The organism is Blautia sp. MSJ-19 (assembly GCF_018918125.1).
GTDB lineage: Bacteria > Bacillota > Clostridia > Lachnospirales > Lachnospiraceae > Blautia_A.
Genome location: NZ_JAHLQA010000007.1, coordinates 403,199 through 422,449, shown reverse-complemented (window position 1 = coordinate 422,449; position 19,251 = coordinate 403,199). Strand labels below are relative to the sequence as shown.

The 19,251-nt window shown below is 44.0% G+C and carries 13 protein-coding genes; 4 read left to right on the top strand and 9 right to left on the bottom strand.

Annotated elements, in window-relative coordinates; translation table 11 throughout:
• Window positions 1-65 precede the first annotated feature (65 nt).
• From KQI91_RS04920 to KQI91_RS04905, 4 genes are all read right to left on the bottom strand, one after another.
• Complete coding sequence (locus KQI91_RS04920) at window positions 66-1,094, bottom strand: substrate-binding domain-containing protein (protein WP_216391746.1); 1,029 nt, start codon at window positions 1,092-1,094, stop codon at window positions 66-68.
• Between the two features lie 150 nt (window positions 1,095-1,244).
• Window positions 1,245-2,252 carry an ABC transporter permease gene (locus KQI91_RS04915; protein WP_216391745.1) on the bottom strand — a complete coding sequence of 336 codons (1,008 nt, stop codon included), beginning with the start codon at window positions 2,250-2,252 and terminating at the stop codon, window positions 1,245-1,247.
• A 2-nt stretch (window positions 2,253-2,254) separates the two neighbouring features.
• Entirely contained in the window at window positions 2,255-3,250 is a 996-nt protein-coding gene (locus KQI91_RS04910) for an ABC transporter permease (RefSeq protein WP_216391744.1), read from the bottom strand.
• Window positions 3,250-4,755: a sugar ABC transporter ATP-binding protein gene (locus tag KQI91_RS04905; protein WP_216391743.1), complete on the bottom strand. Its 1,506-nt coding sequence runs from the start codon at window positions 4,753-4,755 to the stop codon at window positions 3,250-3,252. Before KQI91_RS04905 ends, KQI91_RS04910 begins: the two co-directional genes overlap by 1 nt.
• Before the next feature lie 260 nt (window positions 4,756-5,015).
• Here KQI91_RS04905 and KQI91_RS04900 point away from each other — a divergent pair, with 260 nt between their 5' ends.
• The 4 genes from KQI91_RS04900 to KQI91_RS04885 are packed head-to-tail and all read left to right on the top strand — an operon-like array spanning window position 5,016 to window position 12,001.
• Window positions 5,016-7,436: a CDP-glycerol glycerophosphotransferase family protein gene (locus tag KQI91_RS04900; RefSeq protein ID WP_216391742.1), complete on the top strand. Its 2,421-nt coding sequence runs from the start codon at window positions 5,016-5,018 to the stop codon at window positions 7,434-7,436.
• 6 nt (window positions 7,437-7,442) lie between these two features.
• The gene (locus tag KQI91_RS04895; RefSeq protein ID WP_216391741.1) at window positions 7,443-8,597 is read left to right on the top strand and encodes a CDP-glycerol glycerophosphotransferase family protein; all 1,155 of its coding nucleotides are present in this window, start codon (window positions 7,443-7,445) and stop codon (window positions 8,595-8,597) included.
• Between the two features lie 36 nt (window positions 8,598-8,633).
• Window positions 8,634-10,190, top strand: coding sequence for a response regulator transcription factor (locus KQI91_RS04890; RefSeq protein WP_216391740.1), 1,557 nt, complete (start codon window positions 8,634-8,636; stop codon window positions 10,188-10,190).
• Complete coding sequence (locus tag KQI91_RS04885) at window positions 10,187-12,001, top strand: sensor histidine kinase (RefSeq protein WP_216391739.1); 1,815 nt, start codon at window positions 10,187-10,189, stop codon at window positions 11,999-12,001. The genes KQI91_RS04890 and KQI91_RS04885 overlap by 4 nt, the downstream gene beginning before the upstream one ends.
• 108 nt (window positions 12,002-12,109) lie before the next feature.
• On the opposite strand, the gene KQI91_RS04880 is transcribed toward KQI91_RS04885, so the two are convergent.
• The 5 genes from KQI91_RS04880 to KQI91_RS04860 all read right to left on the bottom strand — a co-directional run bounded on the left by KQI91_RS04880 (window position 12,110) and on the right by KQI91_RS04860 (window position 19,235).
• Window positions 12,110-13,528 carry an arabinose isomerase gene (locus KQI91_RS04880; protein ID WP_216391738.1) on the bottom strand — a complete coding sequence of 473 codons (1,419 nt, stop codon included), beginning with the start codon at window positions 13,526-13,528 and terminating at the stop codon, window positions 12,110-12,112.
• A 75-nt stretch (window positions 13,529-13,603) separates the two neighbouring features.
• The gene (rhaB, locus tag KQI91_RS04875; protein ID WP_216391737.1) at window positions 13,604-15,007 is read right to left on the bottom strand and encodes a rhamnulokinase; all 1,404 of its coding nucleotides are present in this window, start codon (window positions 15,005-15,007) and stop codon (window positions 13,604-13,606) included.
• Window positions 15,008-15,424: 417 nt separating this feature from the next.
• A complete protein-coding gene (locus tag KQI91_RS04870) occupies window positions 15,425-16,540 on the bottom strand; it encodes a substrate-binding domain-containing protein (RefSeq protein WP_216391736.1) in 1,116 nt (371 codons plus the stop codon).
• Between the two features lie 186 nt (window positions 16,541-16,726).
• On the bottom strand, window positions 16,727-17,707 hold the full coding sequence (locus tag KQI91_RS04865) for an ABC transporter permease (protein WP_216391735.1): 981 nt from the start codon (window positions 17,705-17,707) through the stop codon (window positions 16,727-16,729).
• Between the two features lie 13 nt (window positions 17,708-17,720).
• The gene (locus tag KQI91_RS04860; RefSeq protein ID WP_216391734.1) at window positions 17,721-19,235 is read right to left on the bottom strand and encodes a sugar ABC transporter ATP-binding protein; all 1,515 of its coding nucleotides are present in this window, start codon (window positions 19,233-19,235) and stop codon (window positions 17,721-17,723) included.
• Window positions 19,236-19,251 lie beyond the last annotated feature (16 nt).

Below are 19,251 nucleotides of genomic sequence, written 5' to 3'. Positions count from 1 at the left end.
GGCTCCGCCCTGTCTTTTAAGGATTTATCATATTCAGAAAAACTTTAGCTTTTTAAGCGTACTGATTAGTACAGTGCTGCGTACTCTTCAACGTTTTCTGGTGTGAACTGAAGTGGCTCACCAAGAACGATTTCTGTTCCTTCGTCATCAGCTGTTGTGATTGTGTATTCACCCATATCGCCAGCTGTGAATGTTTCGTCAACTGCACCAGTGATGTCACCTTTTACAAGTGCCATTGTTGCATATGCGGAAAGTTTTCCAAGGCCTTCCATATCCCACAGATAGAAGTATGGGCAGGAATGTGCATCGTCATCGCCTGTGTACTCAACCATTTCAGATGGAAGTCCAAGACCTGTCAGTTTGCAAGCAGATTCGTTGTCCTGAAGGTATTTAGCAGCTGCAGCGATACCAACTGTTGTAGGTGCGCAGATAACTTTCAGATCTGGGTAGTTCTGAAGAAGAGCTGCTGTCTGGTCTGTAGATTTCTGAGGTTCGTCATCACCATAAGCTACTTCTACAAGTTCCAGTTTGCTGTATTTCTCATCGCCTTCCATGATGGATTTCATAGCGTCGATCCAAGCGTTCTGGTTTGCAGACTGAGATGTTGCAGAAAGGATAGCGAACTGTCCTTCTCCACCGGAGATGTCAAGAACTGCATCCATAAGAGCCTGTCCAACTGCCTGTGTACCAGCCTGGTTTACGAATACCTGACGGCTGTCTTTATTTGGAGCGGAGTCGAAGGAAGATACTTTGATTCCAGCGTCCATAGCTTCTTCCAGTTTAGCCTGAAGAGCGTTAACGTCGTTTGCGGAGATGCAGATTGCATCTGGCTGCTGGGAGATCAGGTTGTCAAGAACTTTGATCTGAGCATCAGCTGTTGCAGCTTCTGGATAAACAACATCTACAGTTGCACCTTCAGCTTCTGCTGTTTCTTTGAATGCTTTTGCAGCGATTTCGAAGAATGCGTTACCTGCGGATTTACCAACCAGTGCGATTTTCTGTCCGTCTCCTGCTTTGTCAGCTGCCATTACAGGTGCTGCACAGCCGAGTACCATTGCTCCACAAAGAAGTGCGCTAATAACTTTTTTGTTCATTTTGTTTTCCTCCCTTGGAAATATAGTTTTTTATTTGCAACTGCTCCCCTGCTACAAGAGAGCAGCCACTTACTTAATTAGTATACTACCTTTATCCACATATGAGCAAGCTCATATACGGATCCGGAATTTTTAACCCTAGTATTATATTTAGTTTTTCTTCATGCTTACTGCTTTTTTTACATTTCCGATGATGTTCGGAAGAGCTACTGCTGCGATCAGGAGAACACCGATGATCAGCAGGATAACCTGTGCATTGACGTTTCTCTGACCAAGACCTACACGAAGGCAAACGATAATGAATGCGGAAATAAATCCACCTGCAATATTACCTTTACCACCTGTAGAGGAGATACCTCCGAATACTGCCATTGCGATGGCATCCATTTCAAATCCGTTACCGGTTGTTGTATTTGCACCGTATGAAGAAGATACCAGGAACAGTGCACACAGTCCGGAAACTGTACCCATGATGGTGTAGATGATGAAACGGATCTTCTGTACATGTACACCTGAGTAATATGCTGTCAGACGGTTTGTACCGATTGCATATACACGGCGTCCAAATGTACTCTTGCCTAAGATTACGGCAAAGATCACTGAAAGGATCACTACGAGGAACAGGATGTATGGAACACTTCCAACTTTTCCGCCGATTGCACGGAAACCATCTGTGTTGCTTGCGGAAATACTACCGCCGCTTCCAAGAACGATCTCGGAGATACCACGGAAGATGATCTGTGTTGCCAGTGTTACGATCATTGGAGGCAGTTCCTGGAATTTTGTCAGGATGAAACCATTGATCGCACCGCAGATCGTACCAACACCAAGTGCTGTGATAACAACTACGATAAATGGTGCATTTGTATTGCACACGATACAGCTCATTGTTGCAGAGAGGCAAACGATCGCACCTACGGAGATATCGATCTCGCCAAGTACCAGGATGTATGCCATCGGCAGCATCATGAATACTTCTGCCAGGTAAACCGGCATCTGACGGAGCAGACTGCTCAGGTTATAATATTCAGAAAACATTGCACAGAAAATATTGACTGCGATGAACAGTAAAACCAATATTCCCTCCCAGGAGAAGATCATTTTCTTCACTGGGCTTTCCGGTACATTATTAATACTTCTTCCAGATTTTCCAGCCATGATTACATCTCCCTTCCTTTCAGTGCATTCTTATCAGCGATACGCTGCAGGATTACGTTCATTACTACTACGACAAGGATGATAATACCCTTGATTGTGTTCAGCCATAACTGGTTGAAGAATGGGATCAGCGGAAGTGCTTTTGCGATTGTTGCAAGGATCAGGGATCCAAGTAAAGCACCAATTACTGTACCACGTCCACCGCTCATGCTTACACCACCGATAACGCAGGCTGCGATAACGTCCATCTCACCGCCGTACTGCATATCAGGCATTGCGGATGCATATACAGAAACCTGAAGAGCTCCGCCAAGACCTGCAAGAAGACCCATGATGGTATAAACAAGAAGTTTGATATTCTTTACGTTGATACCGGATACTTCTGCTGCACTCGGGTTACTTCCGACTGCATAGATCATACGTCCTGTTCTCGTCCATTTCATGAACCAGAAGAAGAAGATATAGCATACAATGATTACCCAGATGACTGCATTCAGTCCAAGGAATTTTGTTGTTGCAAAATTCTTGAAGTTACCAAGTGCTGCTGCACTTGCCCATTCACCACCGTGGGATACCTGATAACCAAGTGCACGGTAGATGTACATGAAGCCCATGGTTGCGATGATCGGAGGAACATCTGCTCTTGAAATGATCAGACCTACAACTGCTCCACATGCGATACCGATCACAATTGCGATCAGGAATGCAAGCGGTGTGCTGGAGATATGTCCGTATTTCAGAAGCATACCAATGCTCATACCGGAAAGTGCAAGTGTTGACATGATAGAAATATCAATACCGCCAACAAGCATTACACAAAGCATACCAAGTGACATTACCATTGTTACTGCGTTATTTTTCAGCATATCCATCAGTGACTTAGGTGTCAGGAATGATGGGTTGATTGCTGTAATGACTACAAAAAGAACGATCAGGACAACTGCGAGCAGTGCTTCACGGGAGCCTGTGATCTTTTTCATGACTGACTTCTTTTCCATTATTCAGCACCCCCTGTATGTCCTTTTTCCATTGCGAGTTCAAGGATTCTCTCCTGTGTAGCTTCGCCACGGTTCAGCTCACCGGTCTTACGTCCGTTACACATAACGACGATACGGTCTGCCATACCAAGGATCTCCGGCATTTCGGAAGAAATCAGGATAATTGCATATCCTTTCTTTGCAAGGTCACCCATGATCGCATAGATCTCAGCTTTTGCACCTACGTCTACACCTTTGGTAGGCTCATCCATGATAACAACTTTCATTTCCTGGCTAAGAGCCTTGGCAACAACAACTTTCTGCTGGTTACCACCGGAAAGAGAGCTTGCCGGCTGGAAGATATCAACTGCTTTTGTATCAACCTCTTCAAGAAGTTTCTTTGCAAGATCACGCTCTGTCTTCTCATCATTGATACCGCTCTTTGCATATTTGCTGATGGTAGGAAGTGTTACGTTTCTTCCAAGTCCCCAGCTCATGATCAGACCTTCTTTCTGACGGTCTTCCGGAAGAAGGATGATACCTTTTTCCATTGCATCGGACGGCTGTTTGATGTGAACTTCTTTGCCTTCCAGGTAAACCTTACCGGAATCCGGCTGTGTAATACCACAGACAGCTTCTACAGTTTCGGTACGTCCTGCACCTACCAGACCGGTAAGTCCGAGGATCTCACCTGCACGAACACTGAAGGATACGTCTTTGAAATAACCTGTTCTGGAAAGATTCTCAATCTTGAGCATCTCATCTCCCAGTTTTACTTCCGGTTTCGGGAACAGGTCTTTGATCTCACGACCAACCATTGCCTTGATCAGATCTGCATTTGTAATTCCGTCTACATCATAAGTTCCGATGTACTGAGAATCACGGAATACAGTAACTCTGCTTGCCAGACGGTACATATCTTCAAAACGATGAGAAATGAAGATGATGGAAACTCCGTCAGCTTTTAATTTATCAACCAGTGTGTAAAGTTTTTCGGATTCAGATCTTGTCAGTGCTGCAGTAGGCTCATCAAGAATGATGATTCTTGCGTTGGTGGACATTGCCTTTGCAATCTCAACCATCTGCTGCTGAGCAACACTCAAAGTACCCATTTCTGCTGTTGCATCAAAGTCTGCATCCAGCTGTTTCAGAAGTTTGTTCGCTTCTGTGTTCATGGCTTTCCACTGGATCATTCTGTTTTTGATGATCTCGTGACCCATGAAAATATTTTCTGCAACGGTCAGATGCGGATAAGATGTCGGATGCTGATATACGGCTGCAATACCTGCTGCCTGTGCATCTTTCGGTCCTTTGAAATCCACCTTCTGTCCATTTAAGAACATCTCGCCTTCTTCTGCCTTATGTACACCGGTAATAACCTTAATAAATGTTGATTTACCAGCACCGTTTTCACCCATAAGTGCGTGAACTTCGCCAGGTTTTAACTGGAACTGCACATTGTTCAGTGCCTTAACGCCCGGGAAAATCTTTGTTATGCCTTTAAGTTCAAGAACATATTCAGACACGGCTCTTTCCTCCCTTTTCTTAAGTCTGAAATCATTATAACAGTAAAATCTTTTTCCCAAAACAGGAAAATATTTGGAATCAGGGTAAAATATTTTCCTGTTAATGGGTAATATTTTACAGCTATCGCAAAAAATTCCTCCCCTGCATTGTTCACTGTTCACAGTGTTTCTTCCTTTTACACGACATTGACATGGGATTTTGCATTTGATATAGTAAATATATTCGATTAAAGTATATTTATATGGAAGGAAATCCGGAAATGAGCTTTCTTGGCAAAGTGAAAAATAAATTAAAAAGCGGGAGCTGGTATCCTTTTTACAACTCTTTTTATGAAAGAAACAGTCTTGATCCACATATGATCCTTCTGGAATCCAGAAGTGGCAAGGCACTGGAAAGTAATATTCTTTCCTTATTAAAAGAGCTCTGTAAAGAGCCTTATCACAAATTCACGCTTGTCCTGTCTGTCCACAAGAGCGTCGAAAACGAAATCAAAGAGAAACTCCACAAGAACTCCATCCAGGGAGTTCATTTTGTGCGCACAGGTTCGGTTGCTTACTACAGAGCACTCAGCCGTGCCGGTTATCTCGTAAATGATTCTTCCTTTCCTGGACGTTTCATAAAAAAAGACGGACAGATCTATCTGAACACCTGGCATGGTACTCCGCTCAAAAAAATGGGACGTGACAATCGTCCGGAGATGGTCACGATGGGAAATGTGCTTCGCAATCTTCTGGATTCTGACTATCTGGTATTTCCAAACCGTTTTATGGAGGAAAAAATGTCCGGAGCCTACATGCTGGATAAACTGTATCGCGGAACTGTTCTGCATGAAGGCTATCCGCGCAATGATATCTTCCGGCACAAACCAGATTCTGCTCTGAAAGAACGTGCCGGACTCAGGGACAAATTCCTGATCACTTATTTTCCTACTTATCGCGGAATCTTCAATCAGGTGGAACAGCAGGAATATATGCAGACTTTATCAGACAGTCTTTCTCTCTGGGACCAGCAGTTAAACGACAATGAAATACTTCTTGTCAAGCTCCATCCGTTTCTGCATGGTTCTGAAAACTTCGATCATTATCGTCATATCCGTGCCTTCCCCTCAGATTGGGATACGTATGAGGGTCTTAGCCTTTGCGATACACTGATCACCGATTATTCCAGCGTTTTTTATGACTATGCCAACAGTGGCAAAAAAATCATCTTTTATGCTTATGACCGTCTGGAATACGAGAGTACCCGCGGCATGTATGAAAATCTGGAATCTTATCCGTTCCACTATACAGAAAAAGCTGAAGATGTCATTCCGTTCGTTCACCAAAATGGCGGCACTCCTACCGATGCTTTTATGGAAACCTATGCTACCTATGAAGACGGACATGGTGCTGAAAAGATCTGTCGTCAGGTCTTTCTTGGTGAGAACTGCTGCCGCACCAGAACTTACTGCGGAAACGGCAAGCAAAATATCCTGCTCTATGGCGGTGATCTGGATCAGAATGGCATCACCAGTGCCCTCTATGCCATGCTTCATGAACTGGATCTTGACAAATACAATTATTTCCTGTCTTTCCGTCTGATCTCTGTCAAAGAACATCCGGAAAGAATGAACCGCATTCCGGAACATGTCGGGATTTATCCTCTTGCAAGCGAAATGAACATGGATATTCTGACCGGTCTTGCATTGATGTACAAAATGCGCGGCAAAAATTCTTCTCTGGCAGACCGGCGTGTGCACACTGCCTACCGGCGTGAATGGCAGAAACATTTTGGCAGTACTGAGTTTTCTGCTGTAGTTCATTATAATGGTTACGAAGCATATATCACTTCCCTTTTTGAAGAATCTCCCTGTGGCAGGGTCATCTGGGTTCACAACGATATGGCGGATGAAATCCGTACCAAAGGAAATCAGAATCTTCCGCTGCTTCATGAGGCTTACCAGACTTATGACCATATCGTCACTGTCAGCAATGACATTCTGGATTCCACGATTCACGGCATTGGTGCAGATCCGGCCAGGGTCATGGTCATCAATAACTGCCATGATCATCAGACCGTCCTGAAGCGCAGTCTGGAATCTTTTTCTTTCCAGGAAACGACCAGATCCACGGTTTCTCCAGAAAAGCTTTCGCAGATTCTCAACGGCCAGGGGCATAAATTCATCAGTATCGGACGCTATTCTCCGGAAAAGGGACATACCCGGCTTCTGAATGCTTTTAATACCTACTGGACCAGCCATCCGGATACCTGGCTGATTCTCATCGGCGGCGTCGGAACCCTTTACGACGAAGAGGTCTCCTATGCCCGTTCCCTTGCAGCTGCTGATCACATTGTTCTGATCTACTCCATGCAGAATCCAATGCCGGTCTTACGGTGCTGTGATCTGTTCCTGCTGTCTTCTTTTTATGAAGGCCGCCCGATCGTTCTGATGGAAGCTGCTACTCTGGGAATTCCAGTCGTAACATGTGACGTCAACGGATGTCATGGATTTATGACAGAATACCACGGAACCCTCGTTGAAAGCTCTGAAGAAGGCATTCTGCAGGGCATGAACCTTTTTGCAGAAGGAAAAGTCCTGCCGCTTCAGGTTGATTTTGACCAGATCAATGCCGTTTCTTCTTCTCTGACTGAACAGCTTTTCAGTGACACCGTACGCATCTCACATCATGAAAGGACTTAAACACACATGGGAAAAGCAAAAAATCTTTTATATACAGGCTGGCTGAAACTGTTTGGCGGAATCCATCCGGATCCATATATATGGCTTTTTTCTTCTACCGACAATTGCCATTACAATTACAATTCCCGCTATCTTTTTGAATATGTAAAAGAACATGTTCCGGAAGTCACACCTCTTTTTGTGATCAATGATCCAGAACTGAGAGACAGCCTTTCCAGACAGTACGGAAGTCGGTATTTTATCGAAACAGAGACTCCTTCCGGCATCCGCACTGCGTTGCAGTCCGGTGTCTGGTTTACTTCTGCCGGACTGCCTGCCTATGGCACACATCTCAATCGCAGCCGACTGATCATCAATCTCTGGCACGGTGTTCCTCTTAAAAAGATTGCACTTCTGGATCCGAATCTGAAAAAAGCTGCACGCATCTATTTCCGAAAAATCTTTTCAGAGAATTATACCTGCGTACTTACAACTTCTCATGAACTGATTTCTCTCATGGCCAGAAGCTTTGCTATTTCCGAGGATAAGATCAAAGTGTGGGGACAGCCAAGAAACGATGGCATGTTTCAGACAAATGACCGCGACAAAATCCTGAACGGTTTTTATCCGGACCTTCCGGAATATTCCAGAGCGATTCTTTATGCGCCTACTTTCCGTGATTACGGACAGGTACAACTTTTTCCATTTGAAGATTTTGATCAGAAACAACTGGAGAACTTCCTTGAAGAAAATCATCTGCTCCTTCTGATACGTACCCACGTAGCAGAACAGGGCTCTGCTGCTCCTTATCTTGGAAAAAGGATTCGTTTTCTTGGCAATCAGGAAGCCGAGGATGTTACCGGCATTCTGAATATCTTTGACTGTCTGATCACGGATTACTCCAGTATCTATATTGACTATCTGCTTACTGACAAGCCAATGATTTTTCTACCTTATGACCGACAGCAATATCTTGACGGGCGGGGAATGAATTTTGACTATGATACAGTTACCCCTGGTCCCAAACCGAAAAGCTTCAAACAGTTTCTTCCGGTCCTTCTGGACAACGGTGAGTCCTGGCAGAAAGAACGTGAACGAGTCAACCATCTCTTTAATGAGATACGGAAACCCTGTTCTGGAGATATCTGTGATCGAATCCTCCAGCAAATCAAGCACCTGTGATAGTTACGTTCCTGTATTGACACAAAGGAGAACAACATGAAATTACTGATTGTAGACGATGAAGAGCTTACACGTACCGGCGTAATCTCCTCCCTCGACTGGAATTCCCTTGGAATTACCGAGGTTCTTCAGGCAGATGACGGTGTGCACGGTCTGGAGACCGCACGCCTGTGCAAACCGGAGATTGTTCTGTGTGATGTCCGTATGCCACGTATGGACGGAATCACCATGCTGGAACGTCTGGAAAAGTTTCTTCCTGACACTGTCCCTATTTTTATGAGCGGCTATTCTGACAAAGAGTATCTGAAAGCTGCGATCAAACTAAAAGCTGTCAACTACATTGAAAAGCCTTTTTCTCTGGCAGAGATTGAAGCTGCGATCCGTGAGGCAAGAGAACTCTATATCCAGAAAGTCCACTCCCGCCGTGGTGAAACCCTGCATTCCATGGAGACAGCATCTCGTCTGGCCCTCCAGCTCACTATGCCATACGGTATGAATGCTTCTACGATCGAGCAGCTTGCCCGGGATCTGAATCTCACGCTGAACGGTGGCACTTATTTCACTGCTTTTATCGCAAAGACCAGTCTTTTTCTGGAAAGCGCAGCACCTCCTATGACCGACTTTTATCAGCAGTTTCAGGATTTCCTGGAGCCTTTCCATATGAAATGCATCTATCTGGAAAAGAAAATGCAGTATCTGGTCTATTTTCTTTTTTCACAGAATGAGCCAACTGCACGGCAGCTGCAGTCTGTCAGCAATTTTCTCTGCGAACATTTTGCTGAATTCGGCCGCTATTCCATGGCATGCGGAGATACAGCCTGCGGAATTTCAAAAGCTTATCAGACATATACTTCTGCTGTTATTCTGCTGCAGAGCAGCTATTTCTTCCCGGAAAATACACTGCTGACCACTGTAGAACTGAACGAAACACCGGATGTGCAGAATAATATTTTTGCCGACACTCCGGCTGCTGATTTTGCTGACGCGCTCTCCCATCTGGATAATGCCGCCGCTCAGACCGTTCTTCAACGACTTTATGATACTTTTTATAAAAACCATCGATTCCTTCAGAATCCGGTCAAAGATCTCTATTACAAACTTTTTCTCTGTCTGGAGGATGCACGACATCAGCAAAAGATTGCAGGATCCGGAAACGTGGAAAGTATTGCAGAGACAATCGATGACTGCTTCACTTTTCCTGAACTTCACCAGACACTGCTGGACAAGACTGCAGAATATTTTGAAAAAGCAGAAAGTACTTCTCAGGAGAATCCCACGATTTTTCTGATCAAGGATTATATCAGCAAGAATTACATGAACGAAACGCTTTCTGTAAAAGATATCAGCACTCATGTATTTCTCTCCACCTCCTATGTATGTACCTTTTTCAAAAGTGAGACCGGCCAGACACTGAATCAGTACCTTACCGAATACCGTATGGAAAAAGCCAAACAGCTTCTGAAAGATGCACGCTTCAAGATCTCCGATATTTCTTCCCGTGTGGGTTACAGTGACGGAAATTATTTCGGAAAAAGTTTCAAGAAGTACAGTGGCCTTTCCCCATCCGAATACAGGGAGCAAAATTTACAATGAGTCATTTATTTTCACGCATTCGCCATTCCTACGGTGATATGAAACTGGAATCCAAATTTACACTGGTACTTTTGCTTGCAGCAACTGTACCTGTTATTATGATGGCCTGCTTCTTTTACGGAAAGCTCTATGACATGGTCGTATCCTACACGATCCGTCAGGAACAGGATACTTCTGCTCAGACTGCTCCCTATATTGAAGACCTTGTCCAGCAGATCATTGATGCGCATGATGAAATCACCGATCAGGAGTTTTTCCAGACCCTCTTTCATCAGCCGGTCAATTCTCCGTTTCAGATGTTTCTTGACACGGACAGTGCACAGGATTTTCATGCCTGTGCCGAAAATATGATTGCTTCCGACATGATCACCGGAATTCAGATCTTTATGGATTTCCCTCCTCAGTCTGTGCGTCTTTTTAATGATTCTCTGACGAAAGATTATTTTTCTCCCATGAGTAAGGCACGTGGAACTTACTGGTACGGTATTTTTCAGGGCACGCAACAGTCTTCTCTGTTCTGTCCTGCCTTTTATCTGGGTGAACGTGAAAAAGAGAACTACGGAGATCTGGCATATATCACTTCCACAACGTTCTATTATCAGGGAAATGCACGGCAGGCATATATCGCTGTTTACAGTTCTTCAGAACATCTGACCGGCATGCTGAAAGCCAACCTGACGATCGACGGAAGTGTTTCCTATATCATCAATGAGCGAAATGCGATTGTTGCTTCCTCAAACGATTCCCTTTCCGGAATTTATCTTCTGGATTACAATGCCATTGAAGATTCTTTCATGTCTTCCAATAATTTTATTGAAAGAGACATCCTGGATACCAGAGTTTATGCCGGATTTTATAATATCAAACAGCCGGGATGGTTCATGGTCACTGTACTTCCATCCGGTCCGCTGATCACCCAGAGTAATACCATCATGATCCAGTATATTCTGATGTATCTTGGATTTCTGGTATTCGCTCTTGTTCTGGCTCACTTTATGTCGCATTCCATTACCAACCGTATTTCCTCTGTCATCCATCAGATGAGCAAGGTACGAAAAGGTACTCTGAGTCCTATGGAAAGCCCGGAATATCATGATGAGATCGGTGATCTGATCGATACATACAATTATATGACCAGAAAAATGGATCAACTTATGACCGAGCAGGCAAAAGCAGCCGAAGAGCTTCGAATTGCTGAATTTCATTCTCTGCAGGCACAGATCAATCCACATTTTCTCTACAATACGATGGACATGATCAACTGGCTGGCCCAACAGGGAAGGACTGAAGAAGTTTCTCAGGCTGTCCAGAGTCTTTCCCGCTTCTACAAACTGACGCTAAGCCGCAAGCAGAGCATCAGTACGATTTCCCGTGAGGCAGAACATGTCGATATTTATCTGCAGATTCAGAATATGCGCTATCACGACAGCATTACATTTATCCTGGATATTCCGGATGAACTGCTGGACTATCAGATTCCGAAACTGACTCTGCAGCCAATCATTGAAAACTCTGTTCTCCACGGTATTCTGGAAAAATCAGATAAAACCGGAACCATCGTTCTTACCGGCTGGATGGAGGATTCCGATATCGTTCTCCTGATTTCTGATGATGGTGTTGGAATTTCCTCCGAAAAACTTTCTACGATTCTCTCCGGCGAAGGCATCAGTCCTTCCGGAGGCACCAATATCGCTGTATATAATACGCATCGAAGACTGCAGATTCTGTATGGTCCGGATTATGGGCTTAAGTATTCGAGTAAACCAGAGGAAGGAACAGAAGTTGAGATAAGGATTCCGGCAAGGAAATAATAAATAATAAAACACTGTATTTGTTTATCATTGCAGTACAGCAAAAAGGAGACCGCTTTCGCGATCTCCTTTTTTGAATATGAATATGTGTATGGATAGATGGTTAAATTATCTTGTAACGATATCAACCGGCACATTGAAGATTTTTGCAACCTTCAGAATGGTATCGATATGTCTTCCTGTAGCTGCTGCCATATGATGTGTCGGGCCGGCTTCGCTCCAGCGGTTTACAAACTCTCTTGCTCCACATGTGAAACGTGTTCTCATGTTTGTATCACCGAAGGAAAGGATCGGTCCTTCTTCGTTTACACCTTCTGCAACAACAAATTTGAAGTGTCCGTCAGCATCCTGTGTGATTGCAAGATAGGTAACCGGACCTGTGTATGGATAGAACTGTGTCAGGTATCCGCCGCCTGTTTTGCCGTGGAATACCGGTACGATCTTCATGGTAGGTTTCTTATCGGAAATATCAGCATCTCCACTTCCGGAATGTCCGATGATGCAGATGTCATCATTGAAGTCGATGGAGTACATTTCGGACAGCTGGCCTGTACCGGAAATTGTTTTCAGGATGCTCATTGCCATAGCAACTTTCATGTCACCCTCAACTGCGCATGCAGTACCCTGTTTGATCAGCATGGAGAATGCCGGGATCAGCATACTGTCAAGGACACCGGCTTTGCCCTGTGCAAATCCGTCATAATGGGAAGCAACCATTCCAAGATGTTCGTCTTTAACCCATTTTTCGAATGCAACAACGTATTTGGCCATATCCCATACTTTTTCGATCGTGCCGCCGCCTTCGATATCAAATGTATCAAGGATATCCTGTGCCTTTGCACGGATTGCTTCTTCATCTGTGATATCATCAGCGATTGCCCACATTTTTTCCCAGTCAAACTGTTTGGTATACAGGAACATTCTGTTGTACAGGTTTGTCTCGTCGATGTAAAGATCCATCATACCCGGATAAGGTCTTCCGATCTGAGCAATGTTAGTATCACGGAATCTTCTTCTTACCTGAGCAGCTTTGCACCAGTCTTCGATTTCAGCCTGAACGGCCGGGTCTCCGCCTTCAACAACACCTGTGATAACAGCGTGTCTCTTACCAGCTCTCTCAAGGTCAGCAACTGCTTCTCCAACAGCACCGCAGGCATATCCTTCACCAAGCCATGCAGCGATATCTGTATGATCGTAATCCAGTGCTTTCAGTTTCTGAACGTTAACCAGAACAACCGGCACATCCAGGTCACGAATTGCAGGAAGCATATTGTAAGATGTAGCATATGTCAGCATCTGAAGGAATACAAGGTCTACATCTGCTGCACGGAATTTATCTCCGGCTTCCATAGACTGTTCTTTTGTTGTTACCATTCCTCCGTCGATGATCTCTACTGTATCCGGAATTGTCTTCTTGAATGCTTCATACTGAGCTTCAAATTCAGGTACCAGTGACGGGAACTGAGGAAGATATGCTCCTAAAGCAATAGAAAATACGCCGACTTTTGCCTTTGTGTTTACTAACATAATAAAACCTCCAATTTTGTTTTGTAGATATGTAAACGCACCTTAACGTGCAACCAAAATGGTTTCTTATCTTAATTATGCCTTGTAGATTTTGATTCCAAAGGACTCATGGATAGTTGTACGAGCCTCTTCAATGGATTTGAAATCTCCGGCTTTGAGCATCTGTGCGGTAATGTTACCGATTGCAGTTGCTTCTCCAGGACCCGCATGAACTTCTTTGCCTGTTGCTTTTGCTGTCAGTTCATTCAGATATCCTGCATTGGAACCACCGCCTACTACGTGGATACGGCTGTAAGTTCTTCCTGTGCTCTCTTCCAGTTCTTTTGCTGTCTTTGCATAGCATTCAGCAAGGCTGGTGTAGATAACTGTTGCGATCTCGCCCATAGTTTCCGGAACTTTCTGTCCTGTTCTGCGGCAGTAATCTTTTACTTCTTCTGTCATATTTTCAGGTGAAAGGAAACATTCGTCATTTGCATCTACTCTGGACGGGAAGTCTTTTGCTTCTTCTGCCATAGCACAGATCTCAGCAAAGCTGTATTTGTCGTTTACTTCATGACGTACAGACTGAATCATCCACAGACCCATGATGTTCTTGAGGTAACGGAAACGTCCTGCATATCCGCCTTCGTTTGTGAAGTTCAGTTCACAGCTCTTTGGTGAGCAGTCCGGAGTCTGTCTTTCGATTCCCATCAGGGACCATGTTCCGGAACTGATATAGATAAAGTCATCATCGTTTGCCGGTACAGCCAGAACTGCTGATCCTGTGTCATGTGTTGCCGGTGCAACAACCTCTAAGTCAAATCCAACTTCTTTCTGAAGTTCTTCTGTCAAATGTCCGACAACAGTACCAGGCATGATCAGTTTCTGGAAAATTTTTCTTGGATATCCCAGTTTGTCGATAATCTCATAATCCCAGTCTTTTGTCTCTGCGTTAACCAGCTGACCTGTTGTAGCTTCTGTGTATTCACAGGTCTTCTGTCCTGTCAGCAGGAAGTGGAAATAATCCGGTACGTGAAGCAGTGTTTCTGCCTGTTCCAGATATTCCGGATGTTTGGTCTTAACTGCCATCAGCTGATATACTGTATTGAAGATTGCTTTCTGAATACCGGTTCTTGCATACAGTTCATCAAGCGGAATGTATTTGTAAACTTCTTCATCCATTCCATCTGTACGGTGGTCACGATATCCAACGGTGTTTCCCAGTACCTTGTCATCTTTGTCAAGAAGTACGAAGTCAACGCCCCAGGTATCCACGCCCATGCTTACCGGAACTTTGCCAATCTCTTTGCATTTCTTGAGAGCGGTCACGATTTCTTTAAAAATACGGTCAAATTCCCAGCAGAGTTCGCCGTCTTTCTTAACCATTCCATTTTCGAAACGATGGATTTCTTCGAGCTCCATCTTTCCGTTTTCCATGTGTCCAAGGATCAGACGTCCACTGGATGCACCCATATCTACTGCTGCATAATATGTTGCCATTGTAAAATCCTCCTAAATATGTAAGATGTGTACAGCATCTGTAATTGTGCAAAGTGCTGTAGTCAAACGTGTTCTTTCATATTTCATAATAGCATATTAACACATATTTCTTCAATATATAAGAACCTCGTTTGTCAAAAAAAAGGTCCTGATTTGCAAGTTTTGTTTTTCTCAAAACTCCTAAGAACAAAATTAACATCAAAAATAAATTAATTATCAGATTCGATGCTTAGCGTTTGTTAAAAAAAGTCCCCCAAGGCATTTGCCCTGGGGGATCTAACCCGTAAGTATAGTATTATCGAACGCCACTTCGGAATCTTACGATTCCTCAGTGCTCGCTGTGCTCACATAATTTCCTCAAGAAATGCTTAAGTCTGCAAGCAGTCTACGCATTTCTTTTTAGAAATTGCGTTCGTTTTAGTCGTACAGGTTTGGAGCGATGCTGTCGTCATCCATGTTTGTGGAATCATACCAGTATCCGTCTGTAGGAACATCTTCAAGTTCCTGTCCGTTTGCTGCTGCTGTCAGAGCGTAGATTGCATAGTATCCCATCATCAGAGGAGACTGTGTAACTGCACCAAGGAATGTTCCATCCTGAACAGCTGCTTTAATGATAGAACCAGCATCGAAACCAACACCGATAACGTCGCCGTTAGCTGCATCAGATCCAAGAACGTTCAGGTTTGCGTTAGCTGCAAGAACACCTTCTGCTGCTGTCTGGTTGGAACCGAAGATAGCGATGCAGTTTTCTTTGGAAAGGATTGCCTGAGCTTCATTGGAGCAAAGCTCTACAGTTGTCTGTGCCGGAACAGCTACCTGGATAACAACGTCTGCGTCAGCTTCTGTAGCGTCTGCACCCTGAGCTGCGTTTACATAGAATTCGTTACCAGCTACTGCTACTGTTTTGCCATCTGCCTGAAGGAGTTCGATCATCTTGTCGATGAATCCGCCACCACGCTGCTGGATGTTCTGAGCTGTAGCATCCTGGTTAACTTCACCGATAACAACCTGTCCTTCTGCGTTAGCTACTACATCTTTGATTGCCGGATACATGTTTTCTGCTGCTACTGCACCAGCCTGTACGTTGTCTGTGCAGACTTCGCAAGCGATAGATCCTTCCGGAGCATCAGCGATACCTGTATCGAATGTTACAACCGGAATTCCTTTGTCAACGCAGTCCTGAAGAGCGTCAAGAACAGAAGATGTATCACAAGCTGCAAGTCCTAATCCAGCCGGGTTAGAAGCGATTGCTGTGTTTACCATGTTAACCTGGTCAGCGATATCGGACTCACTGTTCGGTCCCTGTGCTGTATAAGTAACACCAAGTTCTTCAGCAGCCTGTTTCATACCTTCCTGAGCTGCATCCCAGTATGTAGACTGGAAAGATTTAACCATCATCGGGAATTCGTAAGCTTCGTTAGCTTTCAGATCTTTGAACTGATCCGGAAGATCTGCTGCCATAACTGTTGAAGCTGACATACCTGCTACCATTGCTGCACAGATGCTTAATGCTACTACTTTCTTGAAATTCATAATTTACTTCCTCCTTATAAATTATATAGTTTTTATGATGATACGTCAGTAGGAATTTCTGACGCCCCACATCCTTATGAAGTTTTAATAAATATTCTACGTTATTTAATTTTTTTCAGCCAAACGGGAAATTCGCAATCCGCTTCGCTACTTGCTCATAAAGAAAAATTGTAAAACAATTTTTCTTTACATTGCTGCTTTTTTCTTTTCTTTGATGATATCGATCAGGACTGCTACGATAAGAACAAGACCTGTGATGATCTGCTGCCAGTTAGCCTGAAGTCCTACATATGGAAGACCAGTCTTCAGAAGCATGATAACGAAGATACCAACAAATGTACCGATTACGGAACCGTAACCACCGGTTGCTGCAACACCACCGACGAATACACCGCCGATCGCATCCATTTCAAGTCCGGCACCGGTACCAGGCTGTACAGTAGGTGTAACTGCTGCATAAGCGATTGCTGCAAGACCTACAAACAGGCCACATACTACATATACCATTACATGGTAGAATTTAACATTGATTCCAGAAAGAGCTGCTGCTTCTTTGTTTGATCCGATTGCGATGGTGTAACGTCCGAATTTTGTGTGATTCAGAACGAATTCCATCAGCAGTACCAGAAGAACCATCCACAGGAAACCGATCGGGTAACGGGAAGCACTTCTTCCTGTACCAACGGTAATCTTAAAGATTGAATGGAACCATCCACCGTCCTGTGTAAGTCCCGGCCAAGGTGTTGCACTGCAGAGAGAACCAGCACCACGGGTAATCATACAGGTACAAAGAGTTGCAAGGAATGGCGGCAGGTTCATGATTCCGATCAGAACACCATTCAGTGCTCCGATCACAAGACCTAATACCAGGCAAAGTACCATAGCTGCTGCTACCGGCCATCCGTGGCTTCTTACCATTGTTCCGGCGATCAGTGCGTAACACACCATACCGGTTCCGATTGACAGGTCTACACCTCCAGTGATAAGAGGGAATGTAACACCAATTGCCATCAGAAGATCATAGTAAGAAAAATCTAACATACTTAAAAGTGTTGTATACTGTCTGAACTCCTTACTCATAATGGAGAATACCGCAGTCAGTGCGATAATAACCAGTAATACAATAAATCTCTGATCACTTATAATACTTTTTTTCTTCTTAGTCATGACTGTCCTCCCCTTAATCGATATTTCTTGTAGCCTTATCCATGATGCGTTCCTGTGTTGCTTCGGAAATATCGATATTTCCTGTCACTTTACCTTCACACATGATGATGATTCGGTCACTCATACGGAGAATTTCTGTCATTTCAGAAGAAATCATGATGATGGATTTACCTTCTGCTGCCAGTTTACTCATTAACTTGTAAATTTCGTTCTTGGCACCAACGTCGATACCTCTGGTCGGCTCATCGAAGATCAGGATGTCACTGTCTCTTGTCAGCCATTTCGCGATTACGACTTTCTGCTGGTTACCACCGGAAAGGTTTACAACCAGCTGATCACCACTCGGTGTCTTGGTAGCAAGTTCTTTGATATATTTCTCAGAAACCTGTTTTTCTTTTGCTTTGTTGATGAAGATTCCGTTTGTGAATTCTTCCATTGTTGCCAGTGTTGTGTTTTCATTGACAGATTTCTGAACAACAACACCATATCTTCTTCTGTCCTCTGACAGATAACCGATACCATATTTAACAGCATCCTGTGGGCTGTTGATGGTTACTTCTTTGAGCTGTCCGCTCTGTTTGTCCATAATGGAGATCTTACCACTCTGTTTCGGGTCAGCTCCAAACAGTGCTCTTGCAGTTTCGGTACGTCCTGCACCCATCAGTCCGGAGAAACCAAGGATCTCACCTTTTCTCAGTTCAAAGCTTACATCCTGAACCATCTTACCTGCGTTCAGATGTTCAACTTTCAGAACTACCGGTGCATCTGGTGCAACCATGCTGTGATCCTTCGGATCTTCATAAATAACACGTCCAACCATCATGTTGATGATATCTTCTTTTGTACTGTCTTTTGTAATCAGTGTTCCTACATAGCCACCATCTCGCATGACAGTTACACGGTCTGTAATCATCTTGATCTCATCCATACGATGTGAGATATATACAATACCGTAATTTTTCTCACGAAGATCTCTGATGATTACGAACAGGTCAGCGATTTCTTTTTCTGTCAGAGCTGCTGACGGCTCATCAAAGATGATAACTTCTGCCTTGTGGGAAATCGCTTTTGCAATCTCGCACATCTGCTGTTTACCAACTGTCAAGTTGCTCATCTTTTCTCTTGGGTCAATCTCAATGTTCAGATCCTGGAATAACTTCTTGGAATCTTCAATCATTTTCTTATCGTCTACACGGATACCTTTTTTCGGCTCACGTCCGATAAAGATATTCTGCGCAACAGTCAGGTCACCGACCATGTTTAATTCCTGATGTACGATTACGATACCATTGTCCTGTGCTTCACGTGTATTGTGGAAAGCAACTTCCTGACCTTTGTATGTAATAGAACCGGAATCTTTCTGATAAATACCGGTAAGAACTTTCATCAGTGTTGATTTACCGGCACCGTTCTCTCCCATAAGTGCATGTACTTCGCCGCGTCTTACTTCGAAATTAACGTGATCCAGGGCATGAACACCAGGAAAGGACTTATCAATATCCTTCATTGTTAAAATAACGTCACCCATTGTTTCATCCTCCCTT